Source organism: Methylobacterium sp. Ger2507, assembly GCF_055231875.1.
This window is the reverse complement of the sequence record NZ_JBUYVC010000001.1, coordinates 3,124,120-3,147,358: the sequence shown is the minus strand read 5'-3', so window position 1 is coordinate 3,147,358 and position 23,239 is coordinate 3,124,120. Positions and strand designations below refer to the sequence as shown.

General features: G+C 61.8%; 17 protein-coding genes and 3 pseudogenes. 12 read left to right on the top strand and 8 right to left on the bottom strand.

Annotation, left to right across the window (positions count from 1 at the left end):
* Nucleotides 1-37: 37 nt before the first annotated feature.
* The 5 genes and pseudogenes from ACV7NL_RS14555 to ACV7NL_RS14535 form a co-directional block, all read right to left on the bottom strand.
* A pseudogene (locus tag ACV7NL_RS14555) lies at nucleotides 38-271 on the bottom strand (transposase); the annotation flags it as partial.
* 45 nt (nucleotides 272-316) lie between these two features.
* Nucleotides 317-1,471 (bottom strand): GT99 family glycosyltransferase N-terminal domain-containing protein, encoded by a 1,155-nt coding sequence (locus ACV7NL_RS14550; RefSeq protein ID WP_463356029.1) that lies wholly within the window; start codon nucleotides 1,469-1,471, stop codon nucleotides 317-319.
* A gap of 116 nt (nucleotides 1,472-1,587) precedes the next feature.
* A pseudogene (locus ACV7NL_RS14545) lies at nucleotides 1,588-2,222 on the bottom strand (transposase); the annotation flags it as partial.
* Nucleotides 2,223-2,238: 16 nt separating this feature from the next.
* Nucleotides 2,239-2,813, bottom strand: a pseudogene (locus tag ACV7NL_RS14540) (transposase); the annotation flags it as partial.
* Between the two features lie 204 nt (nucleotides 2,814-3,017).
* Complete coding sequence (locus tag ACV7NL_RS14535; protein ID WP_463356028.1) at nucleotides 3,018-6,458, bottom strand: glycosyltransferase; 3,441 nt, start codon at nucleotides 6,456-6,458, stop codon at nucleotides 3,018-3,020.
* Nucleotides 6,459-6,890: 432 nt separating this feature from the next.
* Here ACV7NL_RS14535 and ACV7NL_RS14530 point away from each other — a divergent pair, with 432 nt between their 5' ends.
* The 12 genes from ACV7NL_RS14530 to ACV7NL_RS14475 all read left to right on the top strand — a co-directional run bounded on the left by ACV7NL_RS14530 (nucleotide 6,891) and on the right by ACV7NL_RS14475 (nucleotide 21,073).
* Nucleotides 6,891-7,988: a hypothetical protein gene (locus ACV7NL_RS14530; RefSeq protein ID WP_463356027.1), complete on the top strand. Its 1,098-nt coding sequence runs from the start codon at nucleotides 6,891-6,893 to the stop codon at nucleotides 7,986-7,988.
* Nucleotides 7,989-8,439: 451 nt separating this feature from the next.
* The gene (locus ACV7NL_RS14525) at nucleotides 8,440-9,303 is read left to right on the top strand and encodes a carbohydrate-binding domain-containing protein (protein WP_463356026.1); all 864 of its coding nucleotides are present in this window, start codon (nucleotides 8,440-8,442) and stop codon (nucleotides 9,301-9,303) included.
* Between the two features lie 343 nt (nucleotides 9,304-9,646).
* The gene (locus ACV7NL_RS14520; protein WP_056184460.1) at nucleotides 9,647-9,895 is read left to right on the top strand and encodes a hypothetical protein; all 249 of its coding nucleotides are present in this window, start codon (nucleotides 9,647-9,649) and stop codon (nucleotides 9,893-9,895) included.
* A gap of 520 nt (nucleotides 9,896-10,415) precedes the next feature.
* Entirely contained in the window at nucleotides 10,416-11,279 is an 864-nt protein-coding gene (locus ACV7NL_RS14515; protein WP_463356025.1) for an outer membrane protein, read from the top strand.
* Nucleotides 11,280-11,401: 122 nt separating this feature from the next.
* Complete coding sequence (locus ACV7NL_RS14510; protein ID WP_463356024.1) at nucleotides 11,402-12,394, top strand: catalase family peroxidase; 993 nt, start codon at nucleotides 11,402-11,404, stop codon at nucleotides 12,392-12,394.
* Nucleotides 12,395-12,669: 275 nt separating this feature from the next.
* A complete protein-coding gene (gene nhaA / locus ACV7NL_RS14505; protein WP_463356023.1) occupies nucleotides 12,670-13,899 on the top strand; it encodes a Na+/H+ antiporter NhaA in 1,230 nt (409 codons plus the stop codon).
* A gap of 118 nt (nucleotides 13,900-14,017) precedes the next feature.
* Entirely contained in the window at nucleotides 14,018-14,680 is a 663-nt protein-coding gene (locus tag ACV7NL_RS14500; protein ID WP_463356022.1) for a TRAP transporter small permease subunit, read from the top strand.
* A gap of 45 nt (nucleotides 14,681-14,725) precedes the next feature.
* Nucleotides 14,726-16,609, top strand: coding sequence for a TRAP transporter large permease (locus ACV7NL_RS14495; protein ID WP_056480930.1), 1,884 nt, complete (start codon nucleotides 14,726-14,728; stop codon nucleotides 16,607-16,609).
* Nucleotides 16,610-16,687: 78 nt separating this feature from the next.
* Nucleotides 16,688-17,779, top strand: a complete 1,092-nt coding sequence (locus tag ACV7NL_RS14490; protein ID WP_056184449.1) for a TRAP transporter substrate-binding protein — start codon at nucleotides 16,688-16,690, stop codon at nucleotides 17,777-17,779.
* A 1,174-nt stretch (nucleotides 17,780-18,953) separates the two neighbouring features.
* Entirely contained in the window at nucleotides 18,954-19,421 is a 468-nt protein-coding gene (locus tag ACV7NL_RS14485) for a GspH/FimT family pseudopilin (RefSeq protein ID WP_463356021.1), read from the top strand.
* A 97-nt stretch (nucleotides 19,422-19,518) separates the two neighbouring features.
* Nucleotides 19,519-20,202, top strand: a complete 684-nt coding sequence (locus ACV7NL_RS14480; protein WP_463356020.1) for a PulJ/GspJ family protein — start codon at nucleotides 19,519-19,521, stop codon at nucleotides 20,200-20,202.
* 1 nt (nucleotide 20,203) lies between these two features.
* Nucleotides 20,204-21,073 (top strand): type II secretion system minor pseudopilin, encoded by an 870-nt coding sequence (locus ACV7NL_RS14475; protein WP_463356019.1) that lies wholly within the window; start codon nucleotides 20,204-20,206, stop codon nucleotides 21,071-21,073.
* A 22-nt stretch (nucleotides 21,074-21,095) separates the two neighbouring features.
* On the opposite strand, the gene ACV7NL_RS14470 is transcribed toward ACV7NL_RS14475, so the two are convergent.
* The 3 genes from ACV7NL_RS14470 to gspG all read right to left on the bottom strand — a co-directional run bounded on the left by ACV7NL_RS14470 (nucleotide 21,096) and on the right by gspG (nucleotide 23,233).
* Nucleotides 21,096-22,187 (bottom strand): class I SAM-dependent methyltransferase, encoded by a 1,092-nt coding sequence (locus ACV7NL_RS14470; protein WP_463356018.1) that lies wholly within the window; start codon nucleotides 22,185-22,187, stop codon nucleotides 21,096-21,098.
* 108 nt (nucleotides 22,188-22,295) lie between these two features.
* Nucleotides 22,296-22,784, bottom strand: a complete 489-nt coding sequence (locus ACV7NL_RS14465) for a type II secretion system protein (protein WP_463357134.1) — start codon at nucleotides 22,782-22,784, stop codon at nucleotides 22,296-22,298.
* Nucleotides 22,784-23,233: a type II secretion system major pseudopilin GspG gene (gene gspG, locus ACV7NL_RS14460; RefSeq protein WP_463356017.1), complete on the bottom strand. Its 450-nt coding sequence runs from the start codon at nucleotides 23,231-23,233 to the stop codon at nucleotides 22,784-22,786. Before gspG ends, ACV7NL_RS14465 begins: the two co-directional genes overlap by 1 nt.
* Nucleotides 23,234-23,239: the final 6 nt, after the last annotated feature.

Sequence of the window (23,239 nt, the reverse complement as noted above, 5' to 3'; positions counted from 1 at the left end):
GAGCCGTCACCGACCCGAGTCAATCGGCTGCCATCCACGCAAAGTGAGCAAGAGCCACAAAAACGGGACAATCCCAGACGTGCTGCAACTGGTCGTGGCCCGACGGCTTGAGCCGCATCGCGATCGGCTGAAGACTCTTGCGATCCCCCGACCCCAGCAGACCTCGGAGGTAGAGCGGCGCCCAGGTCCGTCGGGTCTTGCGTCCCATCGCCGCCAGAAACGGCGCCAGCCACGTATCAAGCCCGTCCGTCCCCTCGCGATCCAAATTCATCGCCGCTCCCGAGCCATCGTAAGGCAGACAACGCATCACGAACCTTCAAAGTGCCCATGTAGTACTAATTGTTTCCTGCTTCATGAAGTCATAATGGACTTCATAGATTTCTGTCTCTGAAGGCCGACTCAGTCTCCATCGGAAATACTGCGGCACAAACAATAAATCGTAGGGAATTAGATAAGAAAAAATGAACCAATTCAACCAACGATGGTAATCCGCGGGGGCAACAGGTGCGGTTTTTCGCTCCAGCGACGATGAACCGGCGGAAAAAGGGGAATCGCCAATTAGATAAGTTGGCTTTCCGGCTAACAGCGCTTCAAAGCCAATGTTCGAATTCACTGTAAGGAGATTATTTATTTGAGACAAAAACTCCTCTGACGAGCTGTGCTCGCTCCAGTCGACAGGCAGATCGCTGAAACGTTCAGTGTCGCTTGGATGGAGTCGAACGATGGGCCGGCCAAAAGGAAAGCTCAGGCTAAGCGCAATTAGTTCACGATTAGTTACACCGTTAATTGCAGCATCTCCCGTTGCATGGAGAGCAACGCCAAGTTGATGGGTATTCGCCAGGTCTTCGGCCGTAGTAATTTTGTCAAAGCTCATAAATTTTAAAAGACTTTGGCGATCCATTATTGGCAGATTAGAATTTTCTTGTTTATACTTGTCATAGCGTCGAGCTGCCTCTGTGGCCGTTACAAGCCCCTCCATGTCAAAGTAGGCTGTTGGCCTGAAACGTGGAGGCCTCAATGGACCCAACTCGTTATGAATGACTGGGATTCCGAGGTTCTTTGCGACCAATGTCAGCGAAGGGCAGTTCACCCAGGTCATCACAGCATCTACTTGGCCAAATTGACGAAGCGCCTGTTCAATTTCCCTCATTAGACCTAAATGAGGAAATAGTAGAAGCTTTGACCAAACTTGACTGACGTCGCAGCACTCGGCTATGAGGTCGTCGACGACGTCCGACGCTAGGTCATATTTAGCTAGTTTATCAAAATCGCTTTGTGCTATGTCTAAGGTTTTAATGTAATCAGTAGACTCGCTGGGATCCGTAGAAAGAGTTGATGAAACGATTTCGTCCACGTTGTCCCAATAAGATTTTGGCATTAGAAGAGCAATATCGTCTTTCATACGCGAGACTGCTTTGTAAACCACCCATAAATAGCTAAGTGGATTGCCTTTTGCGTTGAACGGGAGCACGAATTGTACAAACATTCGATCTTAATTACCATTACATGAACAACTATCATCTATAGCGGATGCAGCAGTGGAATTGCACCATATCCCGGCGATGGGATACTTCCGTCATATCAAAATCAGCTGGGCATTCCGCAGAGTCCGTCCGAAAAGTTAGGTTGATCGGGCGAGGCGCTGATGAGGATCATGACGGCTGCGGCATAGAGGAAGGCTCTAGCGGATGCGAGGGTCGCTTCCGTATCCTTCAAGAAACGGTGGTTGCGAATTATACAACGAAAGAAGCGCTCAACAACCCACCTGCTTGGGTGAACAGCAAAGCCAGCCTGATCCGACGACTTGCGCACGATCTCGATCACGCTGATTGACACACGCGCTGACTTGTCACCGGCATAGCTGGTGTCGGCGAAGGCCTTAGTGATGAATGGGAAGCTTCGGCGCGAGAGGCACAGCATTGGAACGGCTCCGCCCGGGTAGTACACGTCGGCAAGCTGCAGATCGAGGACGAGTGCACGCCCGCCCGTGTCCGCCAACGCTTGGCGCTTGCGGCCTTTGGCCTTCATATCGGCGTCGTAGCCGCGCGGGCCGCTGCTCTCCATCAGTTCGACGGTCTGGCTATCGAGCGCTGCGGCAAACGGCGACGCTTCACTTCCGACACCCTCGCGGTCCGCCATGCCGAGGTCGTGGTCGACGCGAGCAAACAAGCCATGTCGCGCCAGCGGCTGAAGTAGCCGAACGTGGCCGAACGCGGCGGCAATACCAACTCTCACTGATCAGAACTTATGAGCACATTGGCGCAGTCCGAGGGACGTGATGCGCCACGGCTGGGCGATGATCTACTTCCATGTGTTGCAACTGTGGTCGAGGATGTCGCCATGGGATCGGAAGATGTGGTTGCCGAGCCAGTTGCCCGCATGAACTGCAAAAGGTTTTCGACTGGGTTGAGTTCGGGTGAGCGCGCCGGCAGGGGCAGCAAGGTGATGTTGTTGGGGACGGTCAGCTTCCTGGTGGTGTGTCAGCCGGTCTAATTGAGCAGGAGCACGGTGTGGCCCCCGGAGTAACGGCGATGGCGATCTCTTCGAGGTGGTGGGCCATGGCCGACGTGGTGCATCGGGGCATGACCAAGCCTGCGCCGACGCCCCGGGCCAGACAGATCGCTTCGAAGATGTAGGCCGAGACTATGCGCTGGTCCTGCGTAGCCGAAGGACGCGTTCCGCGCTTGGCCCAGCGTAGGGGTAGGGTGGTCTTCTGTGGCCGACACGCCCCTCGTCTCAGAACCAGATTTTACAGGCTTAGCTCCGACAGCCTGCGCGATCTGCACCGAACCGTCGGGGAAGCGTTTTAAAAACAGGCAGACCTCGTCCACCATCGCACCATTCTCCGCTTGGCGCAGGGCAAAGGCGATCTGCTCATTTGTTAGGCGCTTCCGAGACATGGCATCCACCCTCCTTTCGGGTTCAGGATGCCCGAAAATCTGAGCCTTAGCGCGGACCCGTTTGCTGGGTCAGGAGCATAGCATCAAGCCAAACCTGAGCGGCCTTTTTTCTCTTACTCATCCTATTTCTCCGGCGGTGCGAAACCAGCGTTCAGCACCAGCATCATATAGATCAGCTTCAATCGTGTCGCTCATCAACGTCAGAGGCCGGTTCCAAGGTTCAACTAGCACATCGCGGTGCAACTCATTCTCGTTCCAGCAAGACGCGTGTTCAGTGACTTTTTGAATAAGCAAAGGTAGTGGGTTTGCTGTTCCAACTCCAAACTCACGGTGTGCCTCGATGTCGGAGGCAACGACCGGTAAACCCATGGCGCGGGCTTGGCCAATACATAGATTGTATCCTTCCCAACGCGAGAGGCTGACGAAAAGATCGGCCGCTGCATAGAGCTCGGCCATCTCCGCGTCGGACACATTCGTGAAGACGACGATTCCCGCCGCGCTCACGTAGGCTTCATCAGACGCATTCCCACGGCCGGCCAAGACGAAGACCGGTGAGGCGCCTGGTGGATCAGCATGGAACTGCGCTTCGGCAGCGAGTTCCATGTAGCTGTCGATTCCTTTGTAGTGCCGCTCAGCTTCACCAAAGCGTGCGACGTTCAGAACGACGAAGCGTCCTGTAAAACCGAACTTTTTCCGCAGGTTCCCGCGCTGCCGCGACCACTTATCGGACCAAGTCGACAGATGACTGTTGCCGTTTCGGATGACGATCGCGTCTTTCCGGTATTGTTGATTCTTGATGGTCTGCGAAATCGTGAAGACCCGGCGTGCCAACGGGGCGCAGAGACGCTTTTCCCAATCGATAGAAAGTCGCTCCTCAGCGTCGGGAAAGAGGTAAGGCGGTGGTTCGCCGTGGTCCATGAAATAGACGAAAGGACGGCGGCCCAGATACCGCGTGATGGAGAAGAACGGCGGCGTGTGCGCAATGATGACGTCGATGCCCTCATTGATCGCGAACTCGGCAGCATCCCGCTCATTCTGACAGTTGGCGCGCTTACATCCAAGATAATCTATGTCGTCACTGGTTTGCGGTCCTCCGACGAATACACTCCATCCGCGGCGCCGCAGGAAGGCTGCCTGTTCAGCCACTACCATGGCCACGCCGTGACCAAGCCCGTGGACACGGCTAAGGAGTAGAACTCGGGGTTGTCCCGGCTCACTCCTCCGCCACGGCCGGATTGTACGTGGCGGGGTCGCTAGCTTACCAATCTGCTGAAGAGAAAGATTTGGATTATAGTAAGGGTCGCTCTGGAAGAAGCCCGGATACCTTTCGCAGACATAAATTGCCTCACGTCTATTTCTTGCCTTTTTGAACGTCGACTGATCAAACCCGCGAGATTTTGACTCGTGATGGATGAGCAGCGCATCACTCACGTAGAGGTTCCGATAGCCAGCTTGCCGCGCATCAATGCAAAACTTCACATCGTTGAATGCAACTTTCAGCACGGGATCAAACCCGCCGAGTTCTTCAAAAATCTCTCGGCGGATCGCCAAGCAGGCTCCTGTGACGGCTGACATCTCGCGTGTCACGTCGAAAGCGTCGGCATCTGTGTGGTCGACCCCGACCAGCCGGTGAGCGCCTACTCCCTGAATGCCGATAACGACGCCGCCATGCTGGATCGTGCCGTCCGGGTACAGGAGTTTCGCGCCGACGACTCCGACGTCCGGAAGCGCGGCGAGCGACACGAGTTGCCGAATCCAATCGCCCCGAATGATGCTCATGTCGTTATTCAGAAAAATAAGGATGTCACACGCTATGGCGGCGGCGCCGGTATTGCAGATCTTGGCGAAGTTGAACGGACCGGGAGCCGGAACGATCGTGGCTGTCCGTTCTGCCGAGAGCTTCGTCAGGTAGGAGATCGTCTCCGCCTCGACCGAACTATTGTCGACGATGACGATGTCGAACGCCGCCTTGGGATAATCCGTCTTGGCCAGAATGCTGTCGATGCACTCCTTGAGCAGATCGACCTGGTCTCTCGTGGGAATGACGATTCCGACGCGGGGGACACTAGCCGGCTCAAGATTCACAGACGGAGGGTCGGATTGCACCGGAGCGCCCTGCCGGATCGGTTCGTAGAAGGGCTCGGGGCTGCGCGGCGGAGCCGTGAGAACGTGTGAGAGAATCAGAGGGACGTGGACGACCTGCCGCGCATCCGCGTCCAGGAGCAGATCGGCGCCAGGCTGGTCGAGGGAACCTGTCCGGAGAAGGCTGCGCAGCAAAAGCTCGGGCATCTGCGAAGTGACGCGGAGGCTGATTACCGACCCGGCATAGGGTGTCTGTCGCATAAATTCCGGAGACATCACCGGCTTGAAAACCGGATGGGATCGCGTGCCGGCTCGGTCGCAGTGATCGTGGTCGGCATAGGCACCGGTCACACCGTCGGATTCCAGCGCCAGCGCGAAGACGGTGCTGGCGTGCGGCCGCAGGGTCGAGGCGCCGCTGCAGAGCAGGAGCAGTTCGCCCTCGGTCAGGGCCTCCATGACGGAGGCAACGTCGGCAACGAAGTCGATCTGTCCCTGCTTGGCATGCTCGGCCTTGCAAGCGTTCCAGGCTGCGTCGTCGATGCCCGGGCCGCGCAGGAAACGGACCCGAACCTCCAGCCCGACCTGGTTCTGATATCCGGCGATGATCGCCCCGATGTGCGTGCAACCTTCGGCGTCGAGACGGTGGAGACTGGTTATGTAGGACGCAACGATGGCGTCGGCGTCCGCTGCGACCCTGTCAAGATCGGGCTGTGACAGGGTATCAAAGGCAGCGACCCACCGCTGATATTTCGGCAGTCCTTTAGCGGCGTTCCCCTGTCGTTGACCGATTCGAAGGTAATGCTCGATTGGACTTCGAGTGTATGTTGAAAATTCAGGATAGGTCTCGGCATAGTAATCGCTCTCGAAATCAGGGCCGGGGTCGCGACCTTCATCAGCTCCGTAATCAACGAAATGGTCTAAAGGGGCCATCCCGATCTTTGCTACGTCTTGATTCTCAGAAAGATAGAAGGTTTCATTGAAAAGTTTGCTTCGTTTCAGTAGATACGTGAATGTAGTGATGTTGTCGGAAAGCCAATATGGACGCTCGTGATCGATATGTGGCGTCGACAAAGCATGGAGGAAGGGTGCGCGGCGTACCGCCTCGTTATCCGGATGCGCTGCCAAATACCGGGCTGTATCAAAATTCGGTCCGGGATCTCGATGTTCGAAGATGCCATATTCACAGAAGTGACCCAACGGACCAAACGTGAAATTCGAAACTTCAGGATAGGTTTGGACGTACCATTCCGGATCAAACAGGTTGGAATTTTCGACTGCCGCAACCAACGCCGGGTCAACGGGCGGCTTCGACGCACGTTTTTTTCTGGGAAAAAACATCAGAAACGTACCCTGCAATTCACAATCAGCTCTGATGACTCGATGGTCGGCATCATTCGGCTCGTTGTCTGGCCGCGCGAGACGTGCCTGAGATGTGCATCGGCCACATCCCCTTCGGCAACCCCAGTCGATCTGCATCCCCCCGCTTCGGTCATTCTGAGGCGTAAGCACTGCGATGCCTCTTTAGGGCTCGGTTCGACATCCGTTTCTCAGAGGATCTGGTCAACTCGGTGGCGTTTGGGGGGGCGCCGATTTCCCTCGTATGAGGATCGTCCACCGTGCGCGGTTCGGGCGGCCGTCGCCCGCTCTTGCCATAACGCCCGGAGGGTTTGAAGACCGGCCCAAATCGGGCGCAGTTTCGGAGGCCTTGTAGTTTTGAGATTCCGGGTCATGACGGCGTGTCTCCGCTTCGGAAAGGGCTACCCATCCGAGATCACGCTACAGGACGGGGCCTGCTTTCGCCGCCGAGCAGGCTGCTCGACGTTGGGCGCCCTGCGCTGGCATTAGGGAGCGGAGCCGCCGCGACATGTCATCATCACCGGTCTTAAATCTTGAGTTCATGGACGTCGAATGAAAGCAATCTACACGGCCCGCGGCGATGGCCTTGGCACCCGGATGCTCTCGGCGCTCTATGCCCGCATCCTGGCGCAACAGGTCGACCTGCCGCTCAAGGTGATCTGGTCGCCGCTGGGCGGCGCGAGCATCTATGCCGATTACGTGCTGATGCATCCCAGATATTTGCTCGAGATCTTTGCTGATCGAGCCATATTCACCGATCTCGATCCAGGTCTTCGCGGAGAGATCCTGACCAGCGAAGAGGCCGCGCACATCAGGCTTCGAAGCTTGTATCATTCCAGAGATGCGCTCGCCGGTCTGAGCCGTGAGGAGCTGCTTGCTGCCCGGGAGGAGCCCGAGGAGCTGCTCTACGATTTTCCAGGTCCGCTCATCGACTTCCTGTCCACCGAGATCGACCTGGGGAGCGCCCTGGCCGCCGCGTGGTCGGCGGTGAACTGGAGCGCGCCGGTCCGTGAGGCCATCGACCTCGTCGGCAGGCGCATCGACCTTCCGACCTGCACCGCGGTTCATGTCCGCCGAGGTGACATTCTCGATGTGGTCAATCGCGGCGACCTGGAGCATCTCGTTCATGACGGGATGATTCAGATCCTGCAGCGCTACACGTCCTTGAAGGCGTTCTTCCGGCAGATCGACACGTCGAGTTTCTCGGGCGACATCCTGGTCTGTACGGAAGACGAGGATGTGGTGCGTCGATTCGGCGATCGTTATGGAAGGGCCCGCGTTGCCTCGAGTGTCGGACTCGACCTGACCGAGAACCAGCGTGCGGCAACGGATCTGCTACTTCTCTCGAAGGCTCGGCAGATCTTCGCGCCGGCCGTCAGCTTCTTCTCGCATTGTGCCGCCGCCGTCAGCGGAGCCCGCCTTACGAACATGGCATGGGACCTCGAGGCGAGCATCGAAGAAATCCTGACGTTCGTCGATCGGAGCGACACCGCACGGTTGCGGCAGGTCTCATCCATCGCTTATGCGGCCGCGAGTCGTTTGGTCGCTGGGCAGGACCCCGACCTCGCGCTTCGGTTTCGGGCCCAGGCCTTCAACTTCGACGCGGCCTTGTGCGGCCGCATCCTAGGCGAACACCAACCCGCCGCTTGATCCGTTGCGGCCTGCGCATGGCGTGTTCGGTGCTGGGTCGGCGCTGGCACGGCCGTTCGTTCGGATATGGTGCCCGGCCGCCGATGAAGAGCGATCACGCCGACCCGCGATGCATCGGCCTGAGAGAGTTCGGTATCACGCCGCTGATCTCCGGCAAGCGCGGCCGCGAGCGCCGAATCCAACCTGATGGGCGCCATGACTGCGCGTCAGCACGACGAGGCGCTCGCCAGACGCCCCGGACTTCCGATGAATTGCCACGCGCGACCACACGCAGGCTTGCAAGTTCGCCACAGCGATTTCCCTGGTCGCCATCATCACCTTTTGGTGTCAAACCGATCCAGAATCTCGTTTAAGCTTGCAAAAAATTAATGTTAAGGAATACCGTATTCCAAGATAATCAACTTGAGCCCCGATCTTAATCGGGCTCGCAACCGTAAGGATGCATACTGCCATGGCAGATACGTTTACTTTCCGCATATCGGAAGATAAGTTTCAGTTACAGGCCGATGCGGAGTTTGTGATCAAAATAAACGGGATAGTTTATGGGGATGTTCTGACCGCGACGGCGGCACATACCGCGGGGCGCTTTCAAGATTTCAGCTTTGCTGGCGACTTCAGCAGTGCTCAGCAAATTTCGGTCACGTTTCTGAATGACACAATCACAGCAGGCGCTGATAGAAATCTGTATGTCGATAGTTTCACATACAATGGCACCACTGTGAACGGCGCAAGCGCCTCCTATACGAATGGTGGCCAGTCTGGCGCAAGCACAGGTCTTTATAAGACCTTCGATACGGCAGCGTTCAACGTCAACGGGTTTGGGGGCAATACCGAAGTCGCCACGTTTACGGCTGAAGGCGTTAACCGGTTTTTCAACATGCAGACCGGCGGGCACTTCTTCACGATTTCGGCCGGGGAAAACGCACAGGTGTTGTCCACCCGTCCTGATCTGCGGCCCGAAGGCATCGGCTTTGGCGGCTTTGCCACGGACCAGGGTGCGGCGACGGAGGAGGTCTACCGCTTCTTCAACACGAAGACGGGCGGGCACTTCTTCACCACTTCGGAGGGCGAGCGTGACGAGGTGATCGCCACCAACCGCGACTATAAGCTGGAAGGCGTAGGCTTCTACGACTTCGTTGTGGACAAGGGCGCGGCGACGGAGGAGGTCTACCGGTTCTTCAACATGAAGACCGGCGGGCACTTCTTCACCGCCTCGGAAGGTGAGCGCGATCAGGTGATTGCCACCAACCAGGACTACAAGTTCGAGGGGATCGCGTTCTACGCTCCGGACCATGCGGGCACGTTCGTCGTCTAAGCCAAGGACATGATACCCCTGACGGGTAGGCGCCCGGCGGGCGTGACGGCCGCGATGGCGCGCGATTGTCACGCTGCCGCGGCTTCCCGGCGACGGGCGGACTCGATTATGCGAGCCTGCACCGCTTCCCCAATTGGCCGGACGTCAGTCCGGCCAATTGGGTCTGAAATCCAGGGTTTGGAAGTGCGGGCGACCTTTGCCTGACCGGTCCGTCCGTTACTTTACCCCCGGAGACGTTCGGGTTTTTGCTCCATCCCCTCCCCTTCCTGCCCGAACGTGCAACGGTTATCGCCGCGCCGACGTTCTCGCTTCCGACCCGCATCAGTCGCGGTCGTGGGAGCAGATGACGATGGGACGTTTCGGGTTGAGCTTGGTCCTGGTGGCCGCTGCTACCGGTACCGCAATGGCTGCACCGATGGGCGCCGAGGATAAGGCCGTGCTGCAGCAGCAATGCGCCGGCGACTTCACCACCTTCTGTGCCGGGCTGCCGCCCGAGGATGGTCCCGAGACCCAGGCCTGTTTCCAGAAGAACATGTCGAAGCTGTCGCCGGGATGCCAGAACGCGATCCAGGCCTACAAGAAGAAGGGCTGAGGCGGCGCCGGGGCCCTGGGCGATCGTCCAGGGCCCCGCGCGATGGTCCTGCCAGTCTTGGCGTGCGCGACCTTGGCGTGCGCGACCTTCGCGTGCGCGACGTTCGAGGGGGCAGAGCAGTCGAGCGCATCCGGTGAGAGCACGCCCCGGCCGCCGTCCGAGATGAGAGCCGACGCGGGTCGATCCATCCTGATCAACCTCCCGCTGCACTCGGTCTGATCTTTCCCGGACAGGTTTGATAAGCATTTGTGAGAGCGACGAGGGGACACAAGCCCTATTCGGTCCGTCTGTAGATAGATTTCGGGATTTAATCCCGCTTCACGAAAATGTCATACCGGATCGTAAGCACGGTTTTATGTTGCGCCTAAACCACGATCACTAGCGAAAGCGTGCGATTGACTGGTAAGTCGCCGCGATAGGCGTCGTCAGATCTATGCAGGCTCTTCGAGTAAAAGGTATGTCGGGTTTGGTCGGGCGCCGTCCTGCCAGCCCGGACGTCCTGTATAAGAAAGCCCTCGCGATGCTCAAGACGCTGCTCCTTGCCGGCAGTGCCGCTGCGCTTCTCACCAGCGCTGCCGCGGCCGCCGATCTGCCTCGCCGGGAGGCACCCCCGCCGGTGTTCACGCCCATTCCGGTGTTCACCTGGACAGGCGCCTATTTCGGCATCAATGCCGGCTACGCCTTCTCCGAGGATCAGACCGTCCGGACGATCGGCAACAATGGTCCCGGCGCTGCGCCCGTCGCGGCCCCCTTCAACACCAGCACGGTCGGCAACGTGGCCTCCCTGCGCCGGACGCCGGCGATCCGCTCGGAGCAGGAGGGTTTCACGGGCGGCGGACAGGTTGGCTATAATTTCCAGCTGACGCCTGGCTCAGGTTTCGTCATCGGTCTTGAGGCAGATGCGGCCTACACCGACCTGTCCCGCACCCGCTCGTACCTGAGCGCCCTCAACGATCCCTCGACCTTCCGTCAGAGCCTCGATTTCCTCGGCACCGTGCGCGGTCGCGTCGGCTACGCCTTCGACCGGTTCATGATCTATGGAACCGGCGGCTTCGCCTACGGCAACGTGAGCTACGACGCGCAGTTCTTCGGCAACGCCGCGGCCCGTCCCCTGGCCTATGCCGGCACCTTCAGCGACATCGAGACCGGCTACACCTATGGCGGCGGCATCGAGTACGCGCTCGCGACCGACAGCATGTTCAATGTCTTCCGGTCGAGCGCCGTGACGATGAAGGTCGAGTACCTGCGCTACGATCTCGGCTCACGGAACGTGCTGGTCAATTTCACTGGCGCAGCGCCCGTCAACGGCTCCTACACCAGCCGCTTCACGACGGAGGGCAACATCGTCCGCGCCGGTCTGAACTACAAGTTCAGCGGCTTCTAGGCTCTCATCCGAGCGGGCCGCCGAGAGCTGATCCTTCTAGAGTTAACCCTTCCAGGGTTGACCTCTAGGGGGCGGCTCCGGCTCTCCCCGAGACCAATCGTTCCTGCGAGGCTGGCGATACGATGACATCGAACCTGTTCCGTCTCGGCTGCGTCGCCGGTCTCGCCTGGGCAACGACTGCGGTTGCGGAACCGGAGACGCAGGCCATTGTGGATGCCCTCTTCAAGGCCGGCGGCAGCCAGCCGAACGTGCGCGGAAGCGGAGCCAAGGGCGTGTGCGTCCGAGGCAGCTTCACGCCCTCGGCGGAGGCGTCGGGCCTGTCCAAGGCCCCGCACTTCAGCAAGGACGGCACCGGGAAGCCCCTGCCGGTGACGGCCCGCTTCTCTATGGGGGGTAGCAACCCGAAGGTGTCGGACAAGGCCAAGCCGGTGACGCGCGGCTTCTCCATGCGGATCGGCGACCCGTCGGGCGACATGGTGTTCGTGTTCATCTCGGCGCCGGTCTTCGGCACGAAGACCCCGCAGCAACTGCTCGATTTCGCCACCGTGCGGGCGCCCGGGCCGGATGGCAAACCCGATGCCGACAAGATCAAGGCGTTCGCGGCGGCCAACCCCGAGACGACCCGCCAGGCCGCCTGGTTGAACGCGCGCCCGGTGCCGGCGAGCTATGCCGGGGTCGATTACTGGGGCGTCCACGCCTACACGCTCACCGACGCCAAGGGGACGGCGACCGTGGCCAAGCTCAAGACCGTGGCGGCGGCCGGCCAGCTCGGCCTCTCCGACGACGAGGCCAAGGCCAAGCCCGACGCCTTCTACGCCGACGAACTGAAGGAGCGTCTCGCACAGGGGCCGGCCAGCTTCGACCTTGTGGCCGTCCTCGGCGAGGCCGGCGACCCGACCGCCGACCCGACGGCACAATGGCCGGAGGCGGATCGGAAGTCGGTCAAGCTCGGCACCCTGTCGATCGCCGCCCTGGAGCCGGCGGCGACCTGCGACGGGGCCACCTTCGATCCGGTGGTCGATCTCCCCGCGGGCGTGGCCGGCCCCGCCGACGACCCGATGTTCGCCATCCGCTCGCCGGCCTACGCGATCTCGCTGTCGCGGCGCACGAACTGAGATCAGGCCTCGCGAGACTGGTATCCAGAGACGCGCCCGCCGCGAATTGCCTGCCAAGCTTCGGCAGCCGAGAGTCGCCTTAACCGCAGCGTCGGGTCGCCCGCTCTTTTCGGGCGCCCGGGATGCCGGGCCTGCGCATCCGCGTGGTCGATGGGCGCGACGGGTTGCGGGATACGGTCTACCGATGCCATAGAACCCTTCGGGTGCAGGGTCCGGAGGGTCGGACCCGCAGGCTTCAGCGCTGGTCGGGCCGCCAGCGACGGAGACCTGCGCCCATGTCCCTGCCCACGCCCCTGCTGGTGCCGCGTCGCTTCCGCCCCGCCTCGGTCCTGCGCAGCTTCCTGACCAGTGAAGCCAGCGGCGGGATGATCCTGATGGCGAGCGCGGCCCTGGCCCTTGCCGTCGCGAATTCCGGCTGGTCCGACGCGTACTTCGCCGTCCTCAAGACCTATGTCGGCGGGCTCAGCGTGCTGCACTGGGTCAATGACGGCCTGATGGCGCTGTTCTTCCTGCTGGTCGGCCTGGAGATCAAGCGCGAGGTTCTCGACGGGCGCCTGCGGACCTGGCCGGACCGCATCCTGCCCGGCATTGCCGCGCTGGGCGGCATGGTCGTCCCGGCCTTGGTCTACGTCGCGGTCAATCGGCACTCGCCCGAAACCCTGCGCGGCTGGGCGATCCCGACCGCCACCGACATCGCCTTCGCGCTCGGGGTGCTCGCCCTGCTGGGATCGCGCGTGCCCGTCTCGCTCAAGATCTTCCTGACCGCGCTCGCCATCATCGACGACCTCGGGGCGGTCCTCATCATCGCGGCGTTCTACACCGCCGACCTGTCGCTGCCGATGCTGGGCGGCGCGGCACTCGTGTTCGCTATGCTGTTCGGGATGAACAAGGCCGGGGTGAGCCGCCTGACGCCCTATCTCCTCCTCGGCGCCGTGCTGTGGTTCCTGGTGCTGAAGTCCGGCATCCACGCCACCATCGCGGGGGTGCTGCTGGCCCTGACGATTCCGCTGCGCCTCAGCCTCGGCGAGCCGGATGACCCAACTTCGCCCCTGCACACGCTGGAACACGCCATCCACCCGTGGTCCGCCTACCTCGTGCTGCCGCTGTTCGGCTTTGCCAATGCGGGCGTCTCGTTCGCGGGCATGTCGGCCGGGATGCTGCTCGATCCGGTGACGCTCGGCGTGGCCCTGGGCCTGTTCGTCGGCAAGCAGGCCGGCGTGTTCGGGGCAATCCTCGCGGCGGTCAAGCTCGGTCTGGCGCAGCGCCCCGCCCATGCCGGCTGGTGGCAGATCTACGGGTTGTCGCTCCTGTGCGGCGTCGGCTTCACCATGAGCCTGTTCGTCGGCCTGCTGGCGTTTGCCGGCCGACCCGAACTGGAGGCCGAGACGAAGATCGGCGTCCTGCTCGGCTCGGGCGCCTGCATGCTTACCGGGGCCCTCGTCCTCATCCTCGCGGCCCATGCCCGTCGTGATTCGGATGCCGGGACGCGCGAGGCCGCGGTTTAGACGCGGGTGCATGTAACAAAGACTGTAAAATCTCTCATCGCGTGCTGAACTCGGCCCAGCTTCGCGCTAGGAAGCAGAAGTAAGGGCGTCGAACAATGACCCCAGGAAGAGGACGCCCATGCTCCGCTTGAGCCACTGGATCGACGTGCTGAACGAGCGCATCGGCAAGCTCGCCGCATGGGCGATCGTGGCTGCTGTGATCGTGTCCACCCTGAACGCGATCGTGCGCAAACTGTTCGGCACCTCCTCGAACGCCTGGCTCGAATTGCAGTGGTACCTGTTCGGCGCCGTGTTCATGCTGTGCGCCGCCTGGACGCTCAAGGACAACGAACACATTCGCATCGACATCGTCTCAAGCCGTCTGTCGAAGCGCGGGCGCGACCTCGTTGACGTGTTCGGGCACCTGTTCTTCCTGCTGCCGTTCCTGGCGGTGATGATCTGGCTGACGACGCCGTTCTTCCTGAACTCCTTCAACTCCGCCGAGGTCTCGACCAATGCCGGTGGCCTGCTGATCTGGCCGGCCAAGGGCTTGATTCTCTTGGGCTTCGTCCTGCTCGGGCTGCAGTGGCTCTCGGAGGTGATCAAGCGCCTGCTGATCCTATCTGGGCGGATCGAGGATAGGACGAACGCGGGCGGCCACCACGCCGCCGCAGAATCCGAGGCTGAGCGCCTCGTGGCGGAACTCGCTGGCGAACCGGCGAAGGCCGCTTTCGCGGCCGATCCGAAGGCGGGTCCGAAGCCTGCACCGAACCTTGCGCTCAAGTCTGCGCCGAAGGCCTGACCGACCAACACCCCCCGCCCCAGTCCTCGCACCCACCAAGGTCCGATGCTCGCCGAGTTGATCGCCCACAACCTCGCGCCGATCATGTTCGCGACGCTCGTCGTGTTCCTGCTCCTCGGCTACCCGGTCGCTTTCGCGCTCGCCGCCAACGGCCTGCTGTTCTTCGTGGTCGCCGTCGAACTCGCGCCCTACGCACCGGACACGATCAGCCTGTCCTGGCCGCTGCTGCAGGCCCTGCCGGAACGCGTGTTCGGGGTCATGTCGAACGAGGTGCTGCTCGCGGTCCCGTTCTTCACCTTCATGGGGCTGGTGCTGGAACGCTCCGGCATGGCCGAGGACCTTCTCGACACCATCGGGCAATTGTTCGGGACCATCCGCGGCGGTCTTGCCTACGCGGTAATCTTCGTCGGCGCGCTGCTGGCCGCCACCACCGGCGTAGTCGCGGCATCGGTGATCTCCATGGGGCTGATCTCGCTGCCGATCATGCTGCGCTACGGCTACGACCGGCGCCTCGCTACTGGCGTGATCGCGGCCTCGGGCACGCTGGCACAGATCATCCCGCCCTCCCTGGTGCTAATCGTCATGGCTGACCAGCTCGGCCGCTCGGTGGGCGACATGTACGAGGGCGCCTTCGTCCCCGGCCTCATCCTTTCGGCCATGTATGCCGGTTACGTCCTCCTGGTCACCCTGATCTGGCCCAAGGCCGCCCCCGGCCTGCCTAAGGACGCGATTGGCTTCCGGGAGGAGAACGGCGCCCGCGGCGTCTGGCAGCTGGGGGTCTTGGTCCTGTTCTCCGCCGGGATCGGCATGGCGGTGATGACCCAAACCGGCACCAAGGGCGGAGCCGACTACGTCATCCTGACGATCTGCATCGCCACCGTGGTCGCGCTGGTCTGCGCGGTGATGAACCGCTTCCTTGGTGCGCAGCGCATTGTCGCCTCCGGCATTCTGGCCGCGGCCCTCGTCGCGCTCAGCCTCTACCTCCGGGCCACCGATGGTGGCACCTGGGGCCTGCTTGCCGAACTGGCCGCGGCGGGCGCGCTCTATGCCCTGGTCGTCGGGCTGGTTGAGCGCCTGACTGGCCTACGCCTGATCTCGCGCATGGCCCAGCAGGTCACCTTCGTGATGGTGCCACCCCTGCTGCTGATCTTCCTCGTGCTGGGGACGATCTTTATCGGCATCGCGACGCCGACCGAGGGCGGCGCCATGGGGGCGCTCGGCTCCCTAGTACTCGCCGGCATCAAGCGGATCCTCGACCGCAACCCGGCTCGCCTGAACTTTAGTCTCGTCAAGCAGGCAACGGAATCCACGGCCAAGCTCTCGACCTTCGTGCTGTTCATCTTGATCGGCGCGCGCGTGTTCTCGCTGACCTTCTACGGCGTCAACGGGCACGTCTGGGTCGAGCACCTGCTGACCAGCCTGCCCGGCGGCCAGGTCGGGTTCCTGATCTTCGTCAACATCCTGATCTTCCTGCTGGCCTTCTTTCTCGACTTCTTCGAGCTGGCCTTCATCATCATCCCGCTGATCGGGCCGGCGGCGGACAAGCTCGGCATTGACCTGATCTGGCTCGGGGTGATGCTCGGGGTGAACATGCAGACCAGCTTCATGCATCCCCCCTTCGGCTTCGCCCTGTTCTACCTGCGCTCGGTCGCCGCCAAGGTGCCCTACCTCGACCGCGTCACTGGCAAGCGCATGGAGCCGATCACCACCGGGCAGATCTATTACGGGGCGATCCCGTTCGTGATCATCCAGTGCATCATGGTCGCCCTGGTCATCCTCTTCCCCGGCATGGTGACACACTACAAGTCGAGCGGCACCAAGGTGGATCCCGCTGCGGTTCAGCAGCAGCTCGACAACCTGCAGGGACTGGGCGCCGGCTCCGGCGACGATGCGCCGCCGATCGATCTGGGCCCCCCGAAGATCGAGTGAGCAGGCCCGCAGGCTGATCGGTTCGGAGAACCGCACCCGCGTTCACAGAGTGCGACCCGGAAACACACGGAGGAAACCATGAAGAGACGCGAATTCCTGAAGAATGCCGGGCTCGGCGCGGTCGCCGCGGGTACGGTCGCCGCACCCGCCATCGCCCAGTCGGCGCCGGAGGTGCGCTGGCGCCTGAGTTCCGGCTTTCCGAAATCCCTCGACACGATCTACGGCGCGGCCGACGTGCTCGCGAAGTTCGTCTCGGATGCCACCGACGGCAAGTTCGTGATCCAGCCCTTCGCCGCGGGCGAGATCGTCGGGACCTTCCAGGCGGCGGATGCGGTCAGCAACGGCACCGTCGAGATGGTCCATACCGCCGGGTATTACTATGTCGGCAAGGACCCGACCTTCGCCATCGGCGCCGCCGTCCCGTTCGGCCTGAACAGCCGCCAGCAGAACGCCTGGCTCTACCACGGCGGCGGCAATGAGATCGTCAACGAGTTCATGGCCAAGCAGAACATCTACGCGCTGCCCGGCGGCAACACCGGCACGCAGATGGGCGGCTGGTTCCGTAAAGAGGTCAAGACGGTCGCCGACCTGCAGGGCCTGAAGATGCGCATCGCCGGCATCGCCGGACAGGTCATGGCCAAGCTCGGCGCGGTTCCGCAGCAGGTCGCGGGCGGCGACATCTACCCGGCACTGGAGCGTGGAACCATCGATGCCGCCGAGTGGATCGGCCCCTACGACGACGAGAAGCTCGGCTTCAACAAGGTGGCGCCGTTCTACTACTATCCGGGTTGGTGGGAAGGTGGCCTGACGCTCCACTTCTACATCAACAAGGCCAAGTGGGAGAGCCTGCCGAAGAACTACCAGGCCATTCTTCAGGCCGCCGCCATGGCGGCCAATGTCGACATGCTGGCCAAGTACGACGCCAGGAACCCGGCCGCTCTGCGCCGCCTCATCGGCACGGGGGCACAATTGCGGCCCTATTCGAACGAGATCATGGAAGCCGCCCTGAAGGCGACCAACGAGGTCTACGCCGAGATCTCCGCGAAGAACCCGGACTTCAAGAAAGGCATCGACAGCCTGCGCGCCTTCCGCGGCGAGGAATATCTCTGGTTCCAGGTCGCCGAGTATACCTATGACGGGTTTATGATCCGGAACCGAACCAAGAACTGATGCGGGATCGGGCTGAAGCGTTGCCTGTGACGTAGCGGTCAAGATGTCCCGGGGCGTGATCCGCAGGTTAGGACCCGGGACGCATCGTTTCTCCGAACTGACGATCCTGCGCCGCGGCGGCGCGTTTCGGTGCGGCAACAAAGTCGTACGTGCCCGCCCGGTTTTTGCCCTGGCCAGGCTTAGCTCCGAGTTACATGGGACCCTCTTAAGCCTGCGAATGCCGTTATCGCTGATATGGCGCCGTTCTTTGCAGTGCTGCACCCTGTCGGGCGACGTTCTGTCGTCTACTGCGTCGATCACAGCGATGCCCCGTTGAGCTTGAGGCCTGGATCGCGACGGGCATGCGGGCGTGGAACTCGAAATTGCTATCACGCATCCCAGGCGTGCTAAGTTTTCTCGATTTTGACGACAGCAGGGAATGCCCTTTTCGAGCAATAGGTAGAGCTGCTTACCCACAACCGCCCGCGAGGTAGTGCATGATCTAAAAACTGGGGGCAGCGACGCTCGGCCCTGTGGGAGAAATCTGAGTTCACCGGTCGCTTCGTCGCGATCTACTGTTTTAGGCTCTGACGTGGCTGATGTCTGGACGACAGCATCGAGGACTTCATTGCGCTCGCCATCGAATATTCGTTCACCGATCTGGCGCTTGGAGCCCGGGCACTCTTCGTCGCGGCAGGCCGCGGCTCCGTCCCCTGTCCCGTCAAACTTAACCTGTCGCCCTCTCGACGTTCGCAGCACTGAGCGACGCCGACCTACTCGAACCACTGACGGCTAGCGACCTCTACCTGAAACCGTAACGCCGGCAGGGCGTCGAGTGCGGCTTCGAGCACGTTCTGTTTATCGGGCAGCCGATGATTGTATCGTACACCGTGGCTCATTGTACCGATGCTCTAGACCGCCTCGGACCTGCCAGGCTTGTGTGGACTGATCGCGTCCCACGCAGAAAGCTAGCAATTGGGCACTTTAAGGTGGTGCTCATGCCCGGCACAGATCCTCTGTCTGTCCCAGCGGACGCCATCGCTCTCGACCTAAACCGTATTTTTCTTCGAACACTACATCTGAGTGTCTCCCGCGACGCCTCGAATTCGACGCGCTTGGATGAGAGTGCTTCTTTCTTAATCGGATTTCCCGCGGCCGAATTTCCGCCGCAGGGTCAGGATTCTCGAATAAGCGCATGACACCAGTCGTCGCCTCCTCCCGCGAGAAAGATGCGGGCTTCACTTTGATCGAGATGACGTTGGTCCTGGCGATCATCAGTCTGATCGCGGCGCTCTCCCTGCCGCGGGTATCGTTCTCCGGGAGCGCGACCAGCCTGCGGGTCAAGGGTTTCGAAATTATAGCCATCCTCCGAGCCGACCGCGACCAGGCAGTCAGGAGCGGGCGTCCAGTGACGAGCATAGTCGATTTAGCCGGTGGCCGCGTGCTGTCCAGCGGCGAGAATGGCGTGGTCGCTATTCCGGCCAACCTTCTGCTGCGCGTTTCCGGCGCCGCGCTTGACGGCATCCGCTTCCTACCGGACGGGCGGGCGTCGGGTGGGGAGATCTTCCTGATGCGGGCTGACCGGGCCGGCATCCTGTCGGTCCGAGTCGATCCGCAGACCGCCGCGATCGTAATCGACCGGGGCGCTCGCTTTGACGAGTGACCGGAGTGCCCGTGCGGCACGCATAGCACACCGTTTCCGCGCCGCGCCAGCACGGCCGTCTTCGGCCGGCTTCCTGCTGGTTGAGGCTCTAGCGACGATGGCGATCGGCGCAATAATCCTCGTCGCGGTCGGGTCGCTGCTGGGATTGATGTCTCGGCAAGCCGACCAGACGGCGGAGCGCACCGAACGCATGGATGTCGCCAGCCACGCTCTCTCCGCGCTCGCCCGCGATATAGGATCGATCGCGCGAGCGCGCTGGGCGGGTCCCGGCCCACGGAATTTCGTGTTCGCAGGGCTGCCAGATCGAATGCTGTTTTCTCTAGACCGCTCCGACGCGGATCGCCCTCCCAGCAGCTTCGCAATCCGACTGCAGGGAACAGAAACAAAGGACGGCAGCGCCATCCTTCGCGCCGAGGCGTCGCTCTCGCCCCTCGACCGCGACGAGGCTGCCCTCGATTTTGCCCCCGCGCACACGATCTACATCGGCCCTGCCCCAGTCCGCTTCGCCTATGTCGTAGCGCCCAGTGCTGGCGGTCCTGAACTCGTGCTCGATGCCTGGCCAGGGGGCGAGGCGCTTCCGATCGCCGTGCGCGTTTCATTTACTGATCCCGCGAGCGGCGAGATCCTGTCGAGCCTTCGCGTCCCGCTCCGAATTGAGGCAGAGGCGGGCTGCGCTGCGCCGCAAAAATCATTTTGCAGCCGCTTTGATCCGCGCTCGGTCGAAGAACAGGGAAAGAGTGGTGCGCCGACGCGCAACATGGGCGCGACGGGGGGGCGCTGAGATGCGTAGTGGCCGGCAGGCCGGCTTTATCCTGGTGGCAGTGCTCGGCATCATGGCCCTACTCCTGAGCCTCGCCGGCGGGACGGCGCTGATGGTCCGCTCCGCGATCAACGGCGTCCGCGGCAGCACCGACGACCTGAAACTGGAAGCGATGGTCCGCTCTGGCATCGATCTCGCAGCCCATGAATTGTTCGCATTGAAGCTCTCCACGGCGCGGATCCGCGACCAGCGCATCGTTCTCGACGGCGGCACGATCACCCTGTACGCGGTCGATGAATCCGGCCGGATCGACTTGAACTGGTCCGATCCCGTTCTGCTGGCAGGCGCCTATCGCACCGCTGGGTTGACCGGGCTGAAGCCGGAGGCCTTCGCTGCCCGCGTGGTTCAATGGCGCGACCGCTACGAGGACAAGCAGCCTGAAAACATTGATCCGGCCAAGATCAATCTCGCCGCCAAGCCCGTTGGCCGCGGCAAGGACGGCTTCCGAACCGTGTCAGAACTCCGCTGGGTGGCCGACGTTTCGGATGACGACGTGGCAGCTCTCGCGCCCCTGCTCACCGTCGACAACGCACAGGGCCGCGTGAACGTGCTGGAAGCCTCGGAAACGGTTCTGATGGCACTCCCTGAGATGACTTCAAGCCTCGTCGCGCAAGTCGTGGCCCTTCGTTCCGCGCCGCGTACGACGATGGCCGATCAACTCAAGGTTATAATGCCAAAACAGCAACCGCTTATCACTACGGCGCGGGGCACAGCGTTCCGCGTTCGGGTCACGGTCGCCACAGCGTCAGGGGCCAACCGCAGCGTTACTGTGATCTTAGCCCGTGCTCCTGCCCGCGACGCGCCGTACTACGTCACTGCTTGGGAGCGCTGATCGGTCTTAGCGGGTGTTGCGATCATATCCGATTGCTCGGCTTCACCACAAAATAGAGGTCGTCCGAGGCGACAAGCCGGGTCTCGATCGCGATCCGCTCTATCATCATCGTGAGGTCGAGGATCGCCATGTCGCTCTCACTGCGGAAGTTTCCGGCGCGGTCGGCCAGCAGATTTCGCAGTAGGGTGCCGCCCATCGGCAGCACCTCGACCACGTCGAAAGCCGCAAACAGCATCGAGCGAAGGTCGGCGCTGCGGGGTGCTTCGCTCGGATCGTAGCTGGCCACCGCCGGGATCGTTGGCAGCGTCAAGCGCACGTCGATCCGATCGTCTTGCTCTGCCTTCAGGTTCCGCCGCAGGTGCTCAGGCAGGTAGGCAAAAATTTCGTCGGCGAGCCGGCGGGCATCCCGGTCCATCTGAAGGCGCGGCGGTCCAAAATAATCGAGTCCGAGGATCAGGCCGTCCAGCGAAACGATCCGGTTGAGAAAAGGCAGGAACCGTTCGAGGTCGGCACAATGGTGGAGCGAGTGGCAGAAGAACACCACGTCGAAGCTGCGATCGATCGCGGGCGGGTGGTTGAAATCGAAGGCAAGGAACTCAGATTCGATCGGAAACGGTTCGATCTTACGCCGGGCGTCCGCGAGCAGGGCCGCGTCGTACTCGTAAAGCGTGATCTTCGAAAGCGGCCAGTTTCCCTGGCGCAAGATTGCCTCCTCGATCCCGCCCGGACCGCAGCCGAAGGAAGCGAGGCTGAGATCGCGACCGAGGCGCTCGCGTAGGGGTGCGAGGTGGCGGTCGAGAGTCCAGTCGAGCCACAATCCACGCTCGGCGGTGGAGCGGCCGGTCATAAGCCGAGCGACGTAGTCGTGGATCTTCGGCAGGCCCTTCCAGTCGAGCACTTGGCGCCGTGCCTCCCAGTCGGGGTCGAGCACCTGCCGCCACGTGGTCTCGTCCGGTGCGTCCGGCTCGCTCGAGAGCGTTTCGTCCGCAGCAGATGCTGGTTCCGTTGGGGCTGGCGCAGACCGAGTAGAAGCTGCCTCCGGCTTAGGAGGAATCGGATCTGGAATCTGGCGCGCATCTTTCTTGAAGCGTTTTAGGAAAGTTGCGAGAGCCATCACACGGATTGCTTTCCGCCTGCGCCGCGTCGCAAGACTGGAGGTTTTGAAGTGAGCCAGTTTCGGCCGGGTCGCGATGGCTTTGGCTCTGTCTCAGTCGCGATCATGTTACCGTCCCGCGGCATCGGCCGATGCCGTTTGCCCCAGCCGGATCGTCTCAACCGTAACGGCCGTTCCGCGGCGGGTCAAAACCTCAATGTCCTGGCGCATTGGCATCCAGCGAATATGTCTTGCGAGATCTGCCGGATCACAGGCGCTGACTGCTAGCTGGCAGACGTCCTCCGCGTCTCGCTCGGGCTCAGGCAAGGGAAGCTCCAGAGCCCCTAGACGAATCGTGTAGTGGTAGCCGTTCAGGGTACCGGTGCGTCCGCCCCTGTTGATATCCGTTACGTGCAGCGGTTCAGCGAGAAGCGAGCGGGCGACGCGTTCGGCGGCGAGTCTGTCCTCCACCGCCACTAGTCCAGCGCGCGACTGTACCACACCCCGCTGCACCACGAGGCTCAGGACCGCCACGATGGCGAAGGCCGCGAGCGCCTCGACTAGCGTGAAGCCCGCCGATGCCCCGCGATCGCGAGGATGCCTTCGAACCCTAGACATCATTCCTTGCCAATTACGCCGTTGCCGCCCTTCACGCCGTCGGCGCCGAGCGAGAGAATGGCGTATGGGGCGGTCTTGCCCGGCGTCCGATACTCGTAGGGACGTCCCCAGGGGTCCGCCGGCACGTTGCCCTGCTTGAGGTAGGGGCCGCTCCAGTTATCGGCTGCCGCTGGGCGTTGAACCAAAGATTGCAGGCCCTCGCTCGTTGACGGATAGCGACCGTTGTCGAGGTAGAACAAGTCAAGCGCCGACGCGAAGGACTCGATCTGGAGCTTGGCCGCCTTGTCGCGCGAGCTCGATAGGTAGCCAAGAACGCGCGGACCTGCGAGGCCCATGACGAGGCCAAGGATCACCAACACGACGAGCAACTCGACCAGGGTAAATCCTCCCTGCGCATCGCGCCGGGGACGTCGGGATCGGTCAAAGCGGGAACGCACGGAAACCAACATCGGTGT